We start from the raw sequence: 17,752 nt of genomic DNA on the forward strand, positions 1-17,752 counted from the left end.
AACTACGAACTTCAGCTTAACGGATGAGTTTTCAACAATTCTGGTATTAGTAAACCCCCTAATTTATCACAAAATATTTATGCAAGAGTTCTATTACTTTAAAGCCGTGCTGGAAGCACGGGATTTTAAACCCATTTTTCTGATAAACGAGATGAGGGAGATATACCCCTCATACCCTTCCTCATGCCCAATGCCCAATCCCCAAAATCCACATCTCCCTCAGAATGATGATTGAGAGGGTACAGAAACCTGATAAATTTAGCTATCAGCGAGTAAAAACTAGTGAAGATGAAAGTCCTGGTTATTGGTGGTGATGGATATTGCGGTTGGGCAACTGCTCTTTACCTTTCCAATCGAGGTTATGAAGTTGGAATTTTAGATAGTTTGGTGCGGCGGCACTGGGATAATGAACTTGGTGTCGAAACTCTTACTCCCATCGCACTAATTCAGCAACGCCTCCAGCGCTGGCAAGATTTGACAGGTAAATCGATCGACTTGTTCATCGGCGATATTACAAATTACGAATTTCTCCATAAAACATTACAGCAATTTCAGCCAAATGCCCTAGTGCATTTTGGTGAACAGCGTTCGGCTCCATTTTCCATGATTGACCGAGAACACGCAGTTCTTACCCAAGTCAATAATGTAGTTGGGACGTTGAACTTACTGTACGCTATGCGCGAAGATTTCCCCGACTGTCATTTGGTGAAGCTGGGGACGATGGGCGAATATGGTACACCCAACATTGACATCGAGGAAGGGTATATCACCATTGAACACAATGGACGCAAGGATACCCTACCTTATCCCAAGCAGCCTGGGTCAATGTACCATTTAAGCAAAGTCCATGATAGCCATAACATCCACTTTGCTTGCCGGATTTGGGGATTGCGAGCAACGGATTTAAATCAAGGTGTAGTTTATGGTGTCTTAACCGAAGAAACGGGAATAGACGAATTATTGATTAATCGGCTGGATTACGATGGTGTGTTTGGTACTGCACTGAACCGCTTTTGTATTCAAGCAGCTATTGGACATCCGTTAACTGTCTACGGTAAAGGTGGGCAAACTCGCGGATTTTTGGATATTCGGGATACAGTAAGGTGTGTGGAATTAGCGATCGCTAACCCTGCCGAAGCTGGAGAATTCCGCGTATTTAATCAATTTACCGAACTATTCAGCGTTGGCGAATTGGCATTGATGGTAAAAAAAGCTGGTAACGCTATCGGATTGAACGTAGAAATCAATCACCTAGATAATCCCAGAGTTGAGAAAGAAGAACATTACTTCAACGCGAAAAATACCAAATTGCTCGATTTAGGTTTACAGCCTCACTTACTCTCTGATTCTCTACTTGATTCTCTGTTAAACTTTGCCATCAAGTATCAAGAACGAGTAGATCGCAAACAAATTCTGCCTAAAGTCTCTTGGCACAGAAATTAGGGTAAACTCTGCGTGCGGCTGATAACAGAAGCTTATTTAACTCAAGTCAGTAATTGGCCTGAAAATGGTCGTCATGTTTTAGCACAATATGATGACCATTCAATTGTTGTTTATCAGGCATATCGTCCTGCGATTGGTCACTTCGCCGCCACCTACGGTTATTTTGGTGGTGAGTTCAGTTTTGACCGCATGAGTTGGATCAAACCTAACTTCCTCTGGATGATGTATCGTTCTGGATGGGGTACAGAAAATGGTCAAGAGGTGGTGTTAGCTATTTGGCTTAAGCGTTCGGCAATTGAAGAAATTTTAGCGGCGGCTGTTCATTCTAGCTACGTTCCAGAACTTTATCCCGATAAAAGTACATGGCAAAGAGCATTGAAGCAATCACAAGTCCGCCTACAATGGGACCCAGACCATCACCCAACTGGGACAAAATTAGAACGACGCGCTATTCAGTTAGGGTTACGTGGTGAAGTACTAGCTGCTTATGCCAAAGATTGGATTGTGAACATTGAGGACATCTCGGACTTTGTACAAAAACAGCGCCAAAATATTAAATCTGAATGTGCAGAGTTGATTACACCACAGGAGAGAGTCTATTCTGTGTTTGATACCGAAACGCAAGCAAAGCTGAGATTATCTGCCTGGACTGAATAGTTTTTTATGAGAATTGCTCTATTTACCGAAACCTTTTTACCCAAGGTTGACGGCATTGTAACGCGCCTACGCCATACTGTTGACCATCTACAGCGCAGTGGTAATCAAGTGCTGGTAATTGCCCCTGATGGAGGCATCACAGAACACAAAGGCGCTAAAGTTTACGGTGTTACTGGCTTTCCTCTGCCATTGTATCCAGAATTGCAAATGGCATTACCCCGCCCAGCTATTGGTTATGTTTTAGAAAAGTTTAAGCCTGATATTATTCATGTCGTGAATCCAGCAGTTTTAGGTTTAGCAGGTATATTTTATAGCAAAATCCTCAGAATCCCTTTAGTGGCGTCTTATCATACCCATTTACCCCAATATCTCCAACATTACGGTTTGGCTATGTTAGAAGGGTTTCTTTGGGAATTACTGAAAAGCGCTCATAATCAAGCAGCTTTGAATCTGTGTACCTCCACAGCAATGGTGGAGGAACTGACAGCACACGGTATTGAACGTGTAGATTTATGGCAGCGTGGGGTAGATACAGAATTGTTTCACCCCGATTTAGCTAGTGTAGAGATGCGATCGCGCTTATCGCAAAATCATCCAGAAAGTCCATTACTACTTTACGTTGGGCGGCTTTCGGCGGAAAAAGAGATTGAGCGCATCAAACCAATTTTAGAAGCAATTCCCCAAGGGCGGTTAGCATTAGTTGGGGATGGCCCCCACCGTCAAGCATTGCAAAAACACTTTGCTGGCACAAACACTTATTTTGTGGGGTATCTTATGGGGCAAGAGTTAGGTTCTGCCTTTGCCAGTGCTGATGCCTTCATCTTTCCTTCCCGCACAGAAACACTAGGCTTAGTGCTACTAGAAGCGATGGCTGCTGGCTGTCCGGTGGTAGCATCCCGTTCCGGGGGAATTCCTGATATTGTGACAGATGGCGTAAATGGATATCTTTTTGAGCCAACAGCAGATATTCAAGGAGCTTTAGCTGCTACTGTTCGCCTCTTAGAACAAAAACAACAACGAGATATCATCCGCCAAAATGCTCGTCAGGAAGCAGAAAGGTGGGGTTGGGCAGCTGCTACCAGGCAGCTACAAGATTACTATCAAAAGGTGATATTTTCTGAACAGTTGGCAAAATCAGGGAGTAGGGAGTAGGGAGTGGGGAGTAGGGAGTGGGGAGTGGGGGGATGAGGGAGATGAAAAAGCAAGGGAGCAGGGAGCAGGGAGCTAGGGAGAAAAAAGAGTTTTCCCTCAGCAAGAGCAGCAACCTTCCCCTCTGCCTCTTCTTTATGCCCCATACCTAAAATCTAAAATCTAAAATTCCCATAACCGAAACAGACTCATGATACAAGCCCATTTATTTATGGGGATTATTAATTTTGAATTTTGAATTTTTAATTCGGAGCGAAGCGACGTGACACTCCCCAACTCTGGCAGCGTCTTGGCTACATTAACTGAACTAACTCAAGTTAATCGTACTCACGCCTTACTAGGTCGCGTTAAAGACTTATCTGTTAACGAATTTGTTTGCTTACTTGACTTCATAACTGCTGAATTCCAACAATTTCTAAGAGCTATTGAACTAATTAATAATGAAGCTCTAGAAACTATGTTGGAGAAAGTATTAGAAGCCATCACACTCAAAATCGGTCAAATTCTCCAAGCAGAACATACAGCTATTTTTTTAGTTGACTATGACAAAGGTCAATTATGGTCGAAAGTTCCTCAAGATAATACTCAAAAATTCTTAGAAATTCGTATTCCTATTACAGTGGGTATCCCTGGTCATGTTGCGAGCACAGGTCAATATCTCAATATATCTGAAACTTATACTCATCCGCTATTTAGCCCAGAGCTTGAAAAACAAATGGGCTACAAAATACGTAACATTTTATGTATGCCCGTTATTAGTAGCAAAAACAAGACTGTAGCGGTAGTGCAACTAGCTAATAAAACCGGAAATGTTCCGTTTAATCATGATGATGAAGAACGTTTTCGAGACTTTGCCGCTTCTATTGGTATTATTCTAGAAAGCTGCCAATCTTTTTATGTCGCTGCTCGTAATCAAAGAGGCGCAACAGCTTTGTTGCGGGCAACTCAGACACTAGGGCAAAGTCTGGATTTAGAAGCAACTTTGCAGATAGTCATGGAACAAGCCCGAATTCTCATGCAGGCAGACCGCAGTACACTATTTTTATATCGTAAAGAGATGAGCGAACTCTGGACGAAAGTGGCAGCGGCAGCAGATGGCACAAACTTGATAGAAATCCGTATTTCAGCTAACCGTGGCATTGCTGGATATGTAGCTTCCACTGGTGAAGCCTTAAATATTTCTGATGCTTACAAAGACCCCCGTTTTGACCCAACTATAGATAGAAAAACTGGCTATGTAACTCGCAATATTCTTTGTTTACCAGTATTTAATTCTGCAAATGAATTGATTGGCGTTACCCAATTAATTAATAAGCAACAAGGGAGTTTTACTGCTTCTGATGAAGAGTTTATGCGGGCTTTTAATAATCAAGCCGGAATTGCCTTAGAAAATGCTCGTCTGTTTGAAAATGTGCTGGTAGAAAAACAGTATCAAAAAGATATTTTACAAAGTCTGTCAGATGCCGTGATTTCTACAGATATGGCAGGAAAAATTGTCACGATTAATGATGCAGCATTGGAGTTGCTGGGTTGTCCGATAGGAGACGCCAATAGCAAGAACAACAAGCTTTTGTGGGAACAAAATTTGATTGGCCGTCTAGTTTGGGAAGTTGTGCCGATTGAAAATCTCCAAATGCGACTAGAAGATAGTCTCAAAACTGGAGCTAAACATTATGTGCCAGAGCAAAGTTTGATGGTGGGACTATACCAAGTTATGAGTGAGGAGTTAGGAGTTAAAAGTGAGACTCTCAGGACTCACCACTCAATTTTAGCAGTGCGCGATCGCACTAACCCCGATATTTTCATTCCCTGGAATCAACCCCTCATTCCCCAATCTGAGTTTCTCACTGCTGATGAGGTACAAATATTAGAGCGCAGTACTAATCTCACTGTTAATCCTCTGACTAACCCAGAAGGTGGTGTACGCGGTGGTTTGGTGGTGTTGGAAGATATCAGTCAGGAAAAACGGATGAAAACTACCATGTATCGCTACTTAACGCCTCATGTCGCTGAACAAGTGATGGCGCTGGGAGAAGATGCTTTAATGGTAGGCGAGCGCAAAGAAGTAACGATCTTATTTTCTGATATCCGGGGCTACACAACACTGACGGAAAATCTTGGTGCAGCTGAGGTGGTATTGCTGCTCAATCAGTATTTTGAAACGATGGTAGAGGCGGTTTTTAACCACGAAGGCACTCTCGATAAATTTATTGGAGATGCCTTAATGGCGGTATTTGGTGCGCCGCTACCACTTACAGAAAATCATGCTTGGAGGGCTGTACAGTCCGCGTTAGATATGCGAAAACGCTTGGAGGAATTTAACCAGCGGCGAATTATTCAGGCGCAACCACAAATTCATATTGGCATTGGGATTAGTTCTGGGGATGTGGTTTCGGGTAATATTGGTTCCCGCAAACGAATGGATTACACCGTAATTGGAGATGGTGTAAATTTGAGTTCGCGCTTAGAAGCGGTAACAAAGGATTACGGTTGTGATATTATTTTAAGCGAATTTACTTACCAATTGTGCAGCGATCGCATTTGGGTACGCCAGTTAGATAAAATTCGAGTCAAAGGGAAACACCAAGCGGTGAATATCTACGAGTTAATTGGCGATCGCAATACTCCCCTAGATGCCAACACTCAAGAGTTTTTATCTCATTATCATACTGGACGCGCTGCTTATTTATCGCGTAATTTCTCACAAGCGATCGCCTGTTTTGAAGCCGCCAAATGCATCCAACCCCAAGACCAAGCTGTTGATATCCACCTAGAACGTGCTAGGAATTATCAACAAACTCCGCCTCCAGAGTCCTGGGATGGTGTCTGGACAATGCTTTCTAAGTAGTCATTAGTCATTCTCCTTCTGACTAATGCCCAATTCCCTGCCTCTCTCGCTCAACCTTTAGCCTCTCCCTGATCATCCTGAAACGGATCTTCGCCAATTCCTAGCTCTTTTTTTGAGCGTTTCAACTGTTTCCATAGATCCTTTATTTGGTCGTAAGCTGCACCTGGCGGCAGTTTTCCACCTGTTTCTAAGTTGCAAATGTAGCTGACACGTTGAGCAAATTCCTGTAAATTTGCATTAAAAACCAAGTTTTCTGGCTTTACCTGACCGTAGTAGCGACCACGAGGGAAGAGAAAATCATCCTTGTTCACTATTTTATTCTCCAATTTATTCAATTCTCCTTCTATTTGAATCTTTGAAGCTGAATCACTAGCTAACCTAATCTTTCTTTTGTCAGACTGGGGTAAACCCAATCACCCAAATCCTTTTCCAATTGGTGATCTAGGAATTGGTTAATTTAGATTTTGAAACTAGAGGATAAGGCTTAAAATATTTTTGTTGTAAATGTTACAAAAAAGCTTCTGCTAAAGTAACCAGAGAGAATATTTGACTTTCCTCCCAGTTGTCAATTTATCTCATCTTAATTTATGAAGTTCAAACTGTAATCAACTTCACTCAAAACAATTAGATACATGATAAAACATACCCAGATATTTTAGCAAAATTATATTTGCAACAATAATTACAATTATTTCAATAAACTTACTTAAGTAAATATACTATGCAGAAAAGCAAATTGTCCTCTATTAAAAGTTAGAGATTCAGAACTAAATCTCTAGCAACTAGCTACTGAAGAATGACCAACAAGAGGGCATTAGGCATCGGGCATTGGAAAGAGGCACAGGGGCGAGGGTGCGGAGGGGAAAATTCTTCTCCCTCATTAAAATAATCACCAATGGCTAATAGTTAATAACTAAAGATAAAATGGTGAAGCCTCAGAGGACAACTTTTGTCCATCGCCTAAAACTTTACCTGCCACCATGTCTGTTAATTCCAAGTTATACGAAGGCAAAGCGAAAATTCTTTATACAACGGACGAACCGGAAGTCCTGTTGGCTGATTTTAAGGACGATGCCACGGCGTTTAACGCCCAAAAGCGTGGCAGTATCCAAGGTAAAGGAAAAATAAATTGTAGCATTTCCAGCCAGCTTTTTAAACAGTTGGAGGCTTATGGTATAAAGACTCACTTTATCGACAGCCCTGCCCCAAATCAGATGCGAGTGAGGGCAGTCAAGATTTTGCCCTTAGAAGTGGTGATCAGAAATATTGCGGCTGGTAGTTTGTGTCAGCAAACAGGATTACCAGTGGGTACAATTCTAAAACAGCCATTGGTTGAGTTTTATTACAAAAACGATCCGTTAGGAGATCCTCTGTTGACACGCGATCGCCTGTACCTGCTAGAACTAGCGACTGCGGAACAAGTAGACGCAATTACACATCTAGCATTGCAAATCAATGAATTTCTGAATAAATTTTGGCAGCGGTGCGGCATTACCCTAGTAGACTTCAAACTAGAGTTTGGTTTGGACTCACAACAGCAGTTGCTCTTGGCAGATGAAATTAGTCCCGACACCTGCCGTTTGTGGGATACCGCAGAAGAAGACTCAAATCGCCGGGTAATGGACAAAGACCGCTTTCGTCGGGACTTAGGAAAAGTAGAGGATGCCTACCAGGAGGTTTTACAAAGAGTGCTAAAAGCAGTAGAGAGTAATAATTAAGTGAGCAAAAATAAATTAAACTCGTGTGGATTGTCATTTGTCCTTTGTTATTTACCAATGACTAATGACTATTTGTGATGGTGTGTGGTCGTGAAGAGGAATATAAGTAAAATGCGTTTATCCCCCGTATTGCTGGCAGCAGTGGCAATTGCAGCCCCTTTGGGTGGTTCATTGAGTGCAAATGCCGAAACCGCCAACAGTTCAAAACAGACAACAGAAGTTTTGACACTAGAAACAAATCAGCAGCCAGAAAAAGACACTGGTCAGCTTAACTCTAGTAAAAGTCTAGAGTCTCTATCTAAATCTACAGGGGTTATAGAAGGGGAGCGTCCCCAATCCCGCGTTGTCGCAATTTACCCTGCCAATCCAGCAGCGATACCTGCGGCAGGCTACGCCTACGCAACCCCAGTGGTAAAAGTGTCAGCCTCTACAACACCAAAAACGGCACAAACCTCTCAACTCAATCCCAGTCCCACTCAACAGCCGTCTCCCGCTCCAGAAATTCAACAACCAGCGCCTTCCCCAACTCCTGAGATCACTCCAGTCCCAGAAAATGTCAATCCACCGACAACGGAACCTTTATTACCCACAACTCCAAAACCATCAAGTACTCCAGACATTCCATTCCCAGATAATCAACAAAGAACACCTGCCCCACGCCCAGGCGCTACTCCCAGTCCGCAGAATGTTAACCCACCGACAACTCCGGGAAATACTCAACCCAACACAACCCCAGAAGCTAATGACCCCCGCGTACTGGTGTCGGAAGTACTAGTTAGATCGCAAGCTGGTCAACTATCACCAGAATTAGAAAGCCAAGTTTACAAAGTAATTCGTACCCAACCAGGGCAAACCACAACCCGCAGCCAATTGCAAGAAGATATTAACGCCATTTTTGGTACTGGCTTCTTCTCCAACGTGCAAGCAACGCCAGAAGATACCCCCTTGGGAGTGCGAGTCAGCTTTGTGGTGCAGCCTAACCCTGTCCTCAGCAAAGTAGAAGTGCAAGCTAATCCTGGCACTGGTGTCGCTTCTGTACTACCAGCTAACACTGTGGATGAAGTATTTCGCGATCAGTATGGCAAAATCCTCAACTTGCGTGACTTGCAAGAAGGTATCAAGCAGTTAAACAAGCGGTATCAAGACCAAGGCTACGTGCTAGCTAACGTGATTGGAGCGCCACAAGTCTCTGAAAACGGAGTTGTTACCTTGCAAGTAGCAGAAGGGGTAGTAGAAAATATTAGAGTCCGTTTCCGCAATAAAGATGGTCAAGAGACAGACGAAAAAGGACAACCGATTCGAGGACGAACACAAGATTACATCATTACACGAGAAGTCGAACTGAAGCCAGGACAAGTATTCAATCGCAACACAGTACAAAAAGACCTACAGCGTGTGTATGGGCTGGGACTGTTTGAAGATGTAAATGTGTCCCTTGACCCTGGTACTGACCCCAGCAAGGTAGATGTAGTAGTAAATGTAGCTGAACGCAGCAGCGGTTCGATTGCAGCTGGTGCAGGGATTAGTTCTGCTAGCGGACTTTTTGGAACAGTAAGCTATCAACAGCAAAACTTGAACGGTAGGAACCAAAAACTGGGTGCAGAAGTACAGGTGGGAGAACGAGAACTGCTGTTTGACCTGCGGTTCACAGACCCTTGGATCGCAGGAGATCCTTACCGAACTTCCTATACAACTAATATTTTTCGCCGCAGTTCCATTTCGTTAATTTTTGATGGCAAAGATCGCGATATTAGGACGTTTGATCCAAATAATCCCACTGATACAAATTCTCAGGATCGCCCTCGTATTCTCCGTGTAGGTGGTGGTGTCACTTTTACCCGCCCCCTGTCCTCCAATCCTTATAAAACTTCCGTTTGGACTGCCTCAGCGGGTATACAGTATCAACGAGTTTCTGCTCGTGATGCCAATGGCAATCTCGTAAAAACAGGAGGGCTATTCGATAGTGATGGAAATCCTATCGACCAGAGTGGAAATCGTGTCATACAACCAATCACCACTCAATTGACCGAGTCTACAGGAGGTCAAGACGATTTACTCCTATTGCAACTCGGCATACAGCGCGATCTCCGTAATAACCCTTTGCAACCTACAAAGGGTTCTTATCTGCGCTTCGGGATTGATCAGTCAGTTCCTATAGGACTAGGCAACATTTTACTCACCAGATTACGGGGTAGCTACAGCCAATATTTACCCATCAAGTTGATTAGCCTCTCGAAAGGGGCACAAACTCTAGCATTTAACTTGCAAGCAGGAACAGTTCTTGGTGACTTGCCTCCCTACGAAGCTTTTACCCTTGGGGGTAGCAACTCCGTTCGGGGTTATGACGAAGGAACATTAGGTAGTGGACGCAGTTATGTGCAAGCATCAATTGAGTATCGGTTCCCAGTTTTTTCAGTAGTCAGCGGCGCACTATTTTTTGATGCTGGTAGTGACCTGGGAACTAGTACTCAAGCAGCTGAATTGTTGAACAAAAACGGCACTGGCTTCGGATATGGTCTTGGCGTTCGCGTCCAGTCTCCACTGGGGCCAATTCGCATTGACTACGGCATCAACGATGATGGTGATAGTCGGATTAATTTCGGTATTGGCGAAAGGTTTTAATTTGTCAATTAGTCACTGGTCATTGGTCATTGGTCATTAGTGAATCACAAAGAACAACTGACAAAGGACAAATGACAATTAACTTTTTTGGATTAGCTTGCTAATTTTTACATTTACCTCAATACTGTTCCGATAAAGGGATTAATGACATTTTTCGGGGAATATCAGGGATTTTACCAAAACAGATGATGAACAATACTAAAGGAAATATATTGACTTTTCGGCTATGCAGCAGCACACTCTAGCGGCCGAAATCACCCAAATAGGTGTGGGACTGCATAGCGGTGTGAATACCCAAGTGCGGATACTACCTGCTGAGGCGGGAACTGGACGCTACTTCGTGCGGGTGGATTTACCGGATTTACCGATAATTCCAGCCCAAGTTGCGGCAGTTAGTCACACCGTTCTCTCAACTCAGTTGGGTAAGGGTGAGGTATCTGTTCGCACAGTAGAGCATTTGTTAGCAGCACTTTCGGGTATGGGCGTGGATAATGCCCGGATTGAAATTGATGGCCCAGAAGTCCCACTTTTAGATGGTTCAGCAAGTGTGTGGACAGCCAACATTGCCCAAGTTGGCTTAGTATCACAACCCGTTAATAACCAAGTTCCCTTGGCTATTACAGAACCCTTATGGATCTATGAAGGAGATGCTTTTGTATCTGCCCTTCCAGCACCAGAAACCCGGTTCAGTTACGGTATTGATTTTGACCTACCAGCCATTGGTAATCAATGGCATAGTTGGTTACTAACAACTGAACAAGGAACAACTTCTGCTAGCTTTGCTGCTGAAATTGCTCCTGCGCGGACTTTTGGGTTACTGCATCAAATTGAACACTTACAAAAAACAGGGTTAATTAAAGGTGGCAGTTTGGATAATGCACTCGTTTGTGGGCCTGAAGGCTGGCTAAATCCACCATTGAGATTTGCAAATGAGCCAGTCCGTCATAAAATCTTGGATTTAGTAGGAGATTTAAGTTTACTAGGAACTTTTCCTCGCGCTCATTTCTTGGCGTATAAAGCCAGTCATAATTTACACATTCAACTGGCTCAAAGAATTTTAGATTTGGGATTTTAGATTTTAGATTCAAACTAAAGCCTAAAATCTAGGATTAATAAGACTTTGGATATACGGCTGCCTACTCAACTTTCAGACGAAAAATCAACTACACGGCCAATGTCAATCCTCACTGAAGTGAATACGATCGATACGACTACATCTACCGAACCACAGGCTATAAATGAGACTAAAATCAGTTCTGAGATTAAAACAACTTTCACATCTGAAGAAATTCAGAAATTACTACCCCACCGCTACCCATTTTTACTTGTAGACAAAATAATTGACTACGTTCCAGGTAAAAAAGCTGTTGGTGTTAAAAATGTCACTATCAACGAACCCTATTTTCAAGGGCACTTCCCTGGGCGTCCACTGATGCCAGGGGTGTTAATTGTCGAAGCAATGGCACAAGTTGGGGGCATTGTCTTAACTCAAATGTCTCCGGTAGAAGATAGACTGTTTGTCTTCGCTGGTATCGATAAAGTCCGCTTTCGTCGCCAAGTTGTACCGGGAGATCAACTAGTAATGACGGTGGAACTGTTATGGGTAAAACAACGTCGTTTCGGTAAGATGCAAGGTCGTACCGAAGTTGAGGGTCAACTTGCTTGTGAAGGGGAATTAATGTTTTCTCTAGTTAACTAAAGTTTGCTTTCGTGGTGTGGGCATAGCCGTGAAATGCCCCTACTGAATTCTGAAAAAGGATAACAGTCAAAAAATCCACAGTAGCATCTGATAATTTCTTGATTTTTGCCGCCCTCTCTACGAGACGCACTCACAAACACACTTAACTTGCTTTGCCCGGCACTTTCGTTCACTGAAAATACTTCACTCTCAACAATGTCAGTCGCCTTGATGGGATGGCAGTTGGTATAACTCTTTTTAGCAGAGTCATACGCTGCCTAGAAACCCGGCCCGGCGCTGGCTTATCAAGACAGTTCTGGAGATTCACCCTTGAAAACGCTAATTCATCCAACTGCTGTAATTCATCCGAAATCGGAACTCCACCATACAGTGCAAGTCGGTGCCTATGCTGTGATTGGAGCGCATGTCAAAGTGGGCCCTGAAACAATAATCGGCGCTCATGCAGTGCTAGAGGGGCCTTGTGAAATTGGGGCGCAAAATCAGATTTTTACAGGTGCAGCCATCGGTATGGAACCCCAGGATCTCAAGTTTGTGGGAGAACCAACCTGGGTCAAAATTGGTGATAACAATTTGATTCGTGAGTACGTTACGATTAACCGCGCTACTGGTGCTGGTGAAGCAACGGTAATTGGTGATGGCAATCTACTGATGGCTTATGTCCATGTGGCTCATAACTGCGTGATTGAAGACCAAGTAGTAATTGCTAACTCTGTGGCGTTGGCTGGTCATGTTCATATAGAGTCACGCGCTAGGCTGAGTGGGGTTTTAGGTGTCCATCAATTTGTGCGTATTGGTAGACACGCAATGGTGGGAGGTATGGCACGTATTGATCGGGACGTGGCCCCATATATGCTGGTGGAAGGAAATCCGGCGCGGGTACGAACCCTTAACCTTGTCGGACTCAAACGGTCTGGTATGGATACAGCAGATTTACTGACGCTGAAAAAAGCCTTCCGCATTCTCTACCGTTCTGATTTGTCTTTTAAGGATGCCTTGGAAAAGTTGGAATTTTTAGGTGATAGCGAAGAGTTGCAGCATCTACGTCGTTTTCTGCTACTTTCTCAGATGCCAGGAAGACGTGGCTTAATTCCCGGTAAAGGGAAAAAAGGCGTGAGTGATGAATCGTGAATTAAAAGTTAGAAGTTAGGAGTTATGAGTTATGAGTTGATAAATTAATTTTTTTAACTCTTCACTCCTCATTCCTAACTCCTAACTGCTAACTCTTCACTTTTAATTCTTAACTCCTAACTTTAATTATCAAATGCGGATATTTATCAGCACTGGCGAAGTATCTGGCGATTTACAAGGGTCGCTGCTAATTTCAGCGCTGAAGCGTCAAGCTGGGGCGATTGGGTTGGAATTAGAGATTGTGGCACTGGGAGGCGAAAAAATGGTAGAGGCTGGGGCAGTTCTACTAGGTAATACTAGCAGTATTGGCTCAATGGGTATTCTAGAAGGGCTACCTTATCTTTTACCGACCCTCCAGGTGCAACGTCAAGCGATCGCCTCCTTAAAGCAAAATCCACCTGATTTAGTGATACTAATCGACTACATGAGTCCGAATCTGGGAATTGGGACTTACATGAAACGGCAGTTACCAGATGTGCCTGTAGTCTATTACATTGCTCCCCAAGAGTGGGCTTGGTCGCTCAATGTGCGTAATACTAAACGAATTGTTGGTTTTACAGATAAGCTGTTGGCAATTTTTCCACAAGAAGCCCGTTACTTTCGTGAGAAAGGAGCAGAAGTTAGTTGGGTAGGGCATCCTTTGCTTGACCGGATGCAGGACGCTCCGAGTCGGGAAGCAGCCCGTGCAACCCTGGGGATTGCGCCAGAAGAGATTGCGATCGCACTTCTCCCCGCCTCTCGCCGCCAAGAACTAAAATATCTTTTACCAATTATTTTTGAAGCTGCCCAAACTATTCAAGCTAAATTACCTGAAGTTCATTTCTGGATTCCCCTGTCGCTGGAAGTTTATAGACAGCCAATTGAAGAGGCTATTAAGCGTTACGGTTTACGGGCTACAGTTCTATTAGCTCAACAAAAAGAAGTTTTTGCTGCGGCTGATTTAGCCATTAGCAAATCTGGTACTGTCAACCTGGAACTTGCTTTGTTAAACGTGCCGCAAGTTGTAGTTTACCGCCTCAGTTCCCTAACTGCTTGGATAGCTCGTAAAATCCTCCAAGGTTCTATAAGCTTTGCATCACCACCTAATTTAGTAGTGATGAAGCCGATTGTGCCAGAATTTTTACAAGAGGAAGCTACGGCAGAAAATATTATCCAAGCAGCAATGGAATTACTACTCAATCCCAGTCGCAGAAAGCAAACTTTGCTAGATTATGAAGAAATGCGGCGGTGTTTAGGTGAAGTTGGGGTGTGCGATCGCGCTGCTCTAGAAATTTTGCAAATGCTGCCGGGGAGTGGGGGTTAGGGACTGGGGACTGGGGACTGGGGACTAGGAAAATTTTGTATATTTGTATATTTAATATGCCATACCCAATACCCAATCCCTAATCCCCAATTCCCCTTAGAGGTGTCATGGCTTATGAGATGAAAAAACAAAGAGCGATCGCAGTTGATTTGTTCGCTGGCGCCGGTGGTATGACTCTTGGGTTTGAGCAAGCTGGTTTTGATGTGCTAGCCTCTGTGGAAATTGACCCGATCCACTGTGCAACACATGAGTTTAACTTCCCTTATTGCTCAGTGTTATGTAAAAGTGTTGTGGATACAACCGGGGAAGAAATTAGGAATCGCTCTAAGATTGGCGATTGCGAGATTGATGTGGTAATTTGTGGCTCACCATGTCAAGGATTTTCTCTAATTGGTAAACGGGCTGTTGATGACCCACGAAATTCTTTGGTGTTTCACTTTCATCGGCTGGTTTTTGAGCTAAAACCGAAATTCTTTGTGATGGAAAATGTTCGGGGAATCACAGTTGGCGAACATAAACAAATCCTCCAAACCTTAATTAGCGAGTTTAGAATTCACGGCTATAAAGTAGAAGAAAATTACCAAATTCTCAACGCTGCAAATTACGGAGTACCACAATCTCGTGAGAGATTATTTCTGATAGGTGCAAGGGAAGATGTAGAGTTACCAAGATACCCTCAGCCGATTACTAAACAAGCGCTGCTAAATAATTTAAATTCTAAAAAAATATCTGATATTCCATCGAGTCCTACTGTCTGGGATGCAATTAGAGATTTACCTGAAATAGAAAAATATCCTGAATTATTAATAAGAGATTGGGTTGTAGCAGAATACGAAAAACCTAGTAAATATGCTCTTGTACTTCGTGGTCTTAAGTACCTAGATGATGATTATTCTTACAAACGTGAATATGACTTGCGAATACTTTCTGCAAGTTTAAGAACAAAACATTCTGCGGAAACTATTAAACGTTTTCAGGATACTCAACAAGGCGAGAGAGAAAAAATTAGTCGTTTTCATAAGCTACATCCTGCTGGTGTCTGCAATACTTTAAGGGCCGGAACAGACAGGTATAGGGGTTCTTTCACATCTCCAAGACCGATTCATCCATCTACGCCCCGGTGTATCACCGTCAGGGAAGCAGCAAGATTGCATTCTTACCCAGATTGGTTTAGATTTCATGTAACTAAATGGCACGGATTTCGGCAAGTTGGTAACTCTGTACCACCGCTACTAGCAAAGGCTGTGGCGTCAGAAATTATTCGCAGTTTGAATATTTCGCCTTTTAAGCCAAGTTCGCGATACAAGTTGGGAGAAGAGAAGCTATTACAATTTAATATGTCGCAAGCGGCACAATATTATCAGTGTGACTTGAATAGCATCTAGAATTACCATGCATCTCGTTCTTGGCGAATAAAGTTATCCACTTCTTCCGTTGTGAGAAGATTGCCTTTAGCAGATCCGATGAAGCTAGTTAGAGGTTTTTCACAATGCTTTGTGAGTGACTCCTGAAGTACTATACTCGTTACAAATCTGGGACTAGTATCAGTATCGAGCAAAGGGCATTCTTCTAGGTATAGCCTTGTAGCTTCTTTAAGATTAGCAAGAGCTTCTTCAATTGTTTTACCTTGGTCAATTGTGCCGACTTCAGGACATTGAGCAACATACATATCTTCTTCTTTGTGAAGAATGGCAGTTAATGTTTTAGTGTTCATAAGCTTTATTTTGATACGGATAGTTGAGCGATGCCTACTGCGGCAAGCTAGGCACTGCTTTATCTAGTTTAGCTTTGAGGTGCGTAGGCGTAGCCCATCGTAGACATCGCTTTACTTATTACCAACAGAATTTTTCTCAGCGTAATTTAGATTTCTCTGATATTCTTTGATTTTTTGTTGTGCAACTACATAATTTGGGCTAGAAGCTGGCACAGTTTTCATAAGTGCGATCGCAGCTTCCCACTCACTCACAACAGTCTTCCACTCATCTGGAGATTTTGCTGATTGAGTAAGGTTAGCTGCATTGATTGCTTTACTTACTGCTTCTCGAAATGTATCAGTTTGAAGTAACACAGTCGGCAATTCTGAAGTCACTGGTGAGGGTGTAACTAATACAGACTTTGATGGTGTTTGTGTTGGAATCTTAGAAGTTAGGGGAAGTATTTCTACAAAGTTTGAATAAAAGTATATTACTATAGGAATTGAAAACATCAAAAAAATAATCAACCAATTTTTATTTAAATTACGATACTTTCGTCGAGTCTCGACAACTGTAATTTTTTCATCATTCGATATATTTGATTTCATTTTGTTTAAACCCATTTCCCCGCGCAACCTATTGAGTTCTTGATCTGTATTTGAATCAATGGTTGATTTACTTATATCTTTTTCTTTATTGCCAGTATAAGCAGATATTATTCGGTGTCTTACCAAATATTCAATTTGATAAACCAGTGCTCCAGCAGAAATATAGAATATCCCAAATATTAATATTACATTATTATTGATATTTTGTATTTGGGTGTAATATTCAATTGGTCTAGCATAGCTAGGATTAAATAATGGTATAAGTATTGTAGAAAATAAAGCTGCTACCAGTGTAGAAATTACAATTACAAGCCAAGCGTACAATCCTTCCCACCAACTCATTATTCCTGGTAATAATCCTTGTGTTCTACCTATTTCGGGTGCTTGAATTTCTGAGATAAACCGACTAATGAGCAAGTGTAAGCAGTGATGAGTAAAAGAAATTATAGGAATTGGAGATAAGATTAACAGTATTGTAAATATAGCAAATAATTCAGGACTATCTACAAAATAGACGATCCGGTAGCCTACCTTTCCAGTATTATTGACTACAAATATAATAACTCTCAAAAATAGAGTCAAAATCAATGCTTTTAACCAAGAAGTAGGATAAGGAAACCATAAAGGCCAGTAAAACTTTTGTAGATTTTGCTTAGTAACTTCCTGAATGTTAGGCTGTTTCATAACCAATAAATGCGAGAATCTGATAAATTATCGTCTATCTTAGAATTCCCCATTTATAGACAAAAGCAACATCTTTATAAATTTTTCAACCCTATATTTAAAAGCAGAAATGTTGAATCCTAATACAAAACTTTACATATCTAGTTACATTAACTCTAAAAAGCTTAAATTAGTCAACAAAACATAATCTCCTCAAACC

14 protein-coding genes are annotated in these 17,752 nt (G+C 42.4%); 11 read left to right on the forward strand and 3 right to left on the reverse strand.

Translation table 11 applies throughout. From position 1 onward, the window contains the following. The first annotated feature begins 288 nt into the window (after positions 1–288). The 4 genes from V7L31_RS13420 (at position 289) to V7L31_RS13435 (ending at position 6,097) form a co-directional block, all read left to right on the forward strand. The gene (locus V7L31_RS13420) at positions 289–1,443 is read left to right on the forward strand and encodes an NAD-dependent epimerase/dehydratase family protein (protein WP_334696690.1); all 1,155 of its coding nucleotides are present in this window, start codon (positions 289–291) and stop codon (positions 1,441–1,443) included. A gap of 12 nt (positions 1,444–1,455) precedes the next feature. After that, positions 1,456–2,100 carry a DUF4291 domain-containing protein gene (locus V7L31_RS13425; RefSeq protein WP_334696677.1) on the forward strand — a complete coding sequence of 215 codons (645 nt, stop codon included), beginning with the start codon at positions 1,456–1,458 and terminating at the stop codon, positions 2,098–2,100. A gap of 6 nt (positions 2,101–2,106) precedes the next feature. Further along, positions 2,107–3,252, forward strand: a complete 1,146-nt coding sequence (locus V7L31_RS13430; RefSeq protein WP_334696678.1) for a glycosyltransferase family 4 protein — start codon at positions 2,107–2,109, stop codon at positions 3,250–3,252. A 259-nt stretch (positions 3,253–3,511) separates the two neighbouring features. Further along, entirely contained in the window at positions 3,512–6,097 is a 2,586-nt protein-coding gene (locus V7L31_RS13435; RefSeq protein ID WP_334696679.1) for a GAF domain-containing protein, read from the forward strand. A gap of 50 nt (positions 6,098–6,147) precedes the next feature. Here V7L31_RS13435 and V7L31_RS13440 read toward each other — a convergent pair whose 3' ends face one another. Next, positions 6,148–6,423 carry a DUF7219 family protein gene (locus V7L31_RS13440; protein ID WP_334696680.1) on the reverse strand — a complete coding sequence of 92 codons (276 nt, stop codon included), beginning with the start codon at positions 6,421–6,423 and terminating at the stop codon, positions 6,148–6,150. Between the two features lie 654 nt (positions 6,424–7,077). Between V7L31_RS13440 and purC the strand changes: the two genes are divergently transcribed. The 7 genes from purC (at position 7,078) to V7L31_RS13475 (ending at position 15,952) form a co-directional block, all read left to right on the forward strand. Continuing rightward, complete coding sequence (gene purC / locus V7L31_RS13445; RefSeq protein WP_334696681.1) at positions 7,078–7,815, forward strand: phosphoribosylaminoimidazolesuccinocarboxamide synthase; 738 nt, start codon at positions 7,078–7,080, stop codon at positions 7,813–7,815. A 111-nt stretch (positions 7,816–7,926) separates the two neighbouring features. Beyond that, on the forward strand, positions 7,927–10,437 hold the full coding sequence (locus tag V7L31_RS13450; RefSeq protein WP_334696682.1) for a BamA/TamA family outer membrane protein: 2,511 nt from the start codon (positions 7,927–7,929) through the stop codon (positions 10,435–10,437). A 226-nt stretch (positions 10,438–10,663) separates the two neighbouring features. Then, positions 10,664–11,512 (forward strand): UDP-3-O-acyl-N-acetylglucosamine deacetylase, encoded by an 849-nt coding sequence (gene lpxC, locus V7L31_RS13455; RefSeq protein WP_334696683.1) that lies wholly within the window; start codon positions 10,664–10,666, stop codon positions 11,510–11,512. A 99-nt stretch (positions 11,513–11,611) separates the two neighbouring features. Continuing rightward, the gene (gene fabZ, locus V7L31_RS13460; RefSeq protein ID WP_334696684.1) at positions 11,612–12,136 is read left to right on the forward strand and encodes a 3-hydroxyacyl-ACP dehydratase FabZ; all 525 of its coding nucleotides are present in this window, start codon (positions 11,612–11,614) and stop codon (positions 12,134–12,136) included. A 309-nt stretch (positions 12,137–12,445) separates the two neighbouring features. Next, a complete protein-coding gene (lpxA, locus tag V7L31_RS13465; RefSeq protein WP_334696685.1) occupies positions 12,446–13,264 on the forward strand; it encodes an acyl-ACP--UDP-N-acetylglucosamine O-acyltransferase in 819 nt (272 codons plus the stop codon). 133 nt (positions 13,265–13,397) lie between these two features. Then, positions 13,398–14,567, forward strand: coding sequence for a lipid-A-disaccharide synthase (gene lpxB / locus V7L31_RS13470; RefSeq protein ID WP_334696686.1), 1,170 nt, complete (start codon positions 13,398–13,400; stop codon positions 14,565–14,567). Between the two features lie 107 nt (positions 14,568–14,674). Continuing rightward, entirely contained in the window at positions 14,675–15,952 is a 1,278-nt protein-coding gene (locus V7L31_RS13475) for a DNA cytosine methyltransferase (RefSeq protein WP_334696687.1), read from the forward strand. A 2-nt stretch (positions 15,953–15,954) separates the two neighbouring features. On the opposite strand, the gene V7L31_RS13480 is transcribed toward V7L31_RS13475, so the two are convergent. Next, positions 15,955–16,281 carry a type II toxin-antitoxin system HicB family antitoxin gene (locus V7L31_RS13480; protein ID WP_334696688.1) on the reverse strand — a complete coding sequence of 109 codons (327 nt, stop codon included), beginning with the start codon at positions 16,279–16,281 and terminating at the stop codon, positions 15,955–15,957. A 111-nt stretch (positions 16,282–16,392) separates the two neighbouring features. After that, complete coding sequence (locus V7L31_RS13485) at positions 16,393–17,553, reverse strand: hypothetical protein (protein ID WP_334696689.1); 1,161 nt, start codon at positions 17,551–17,553, stop codon at positions 16,393–16,395. Positions 17,554–17,752 lie beyond the last annotated feature (199 nt).

It is taken from the genome of Nostoc sp. (genome assembly GCF_036916655.1).
GTDB lineage: Bacteria > Cyanobacteriota > Cyanobacteriia > Cyanobacteriales > Nostocaceae > Nostoc.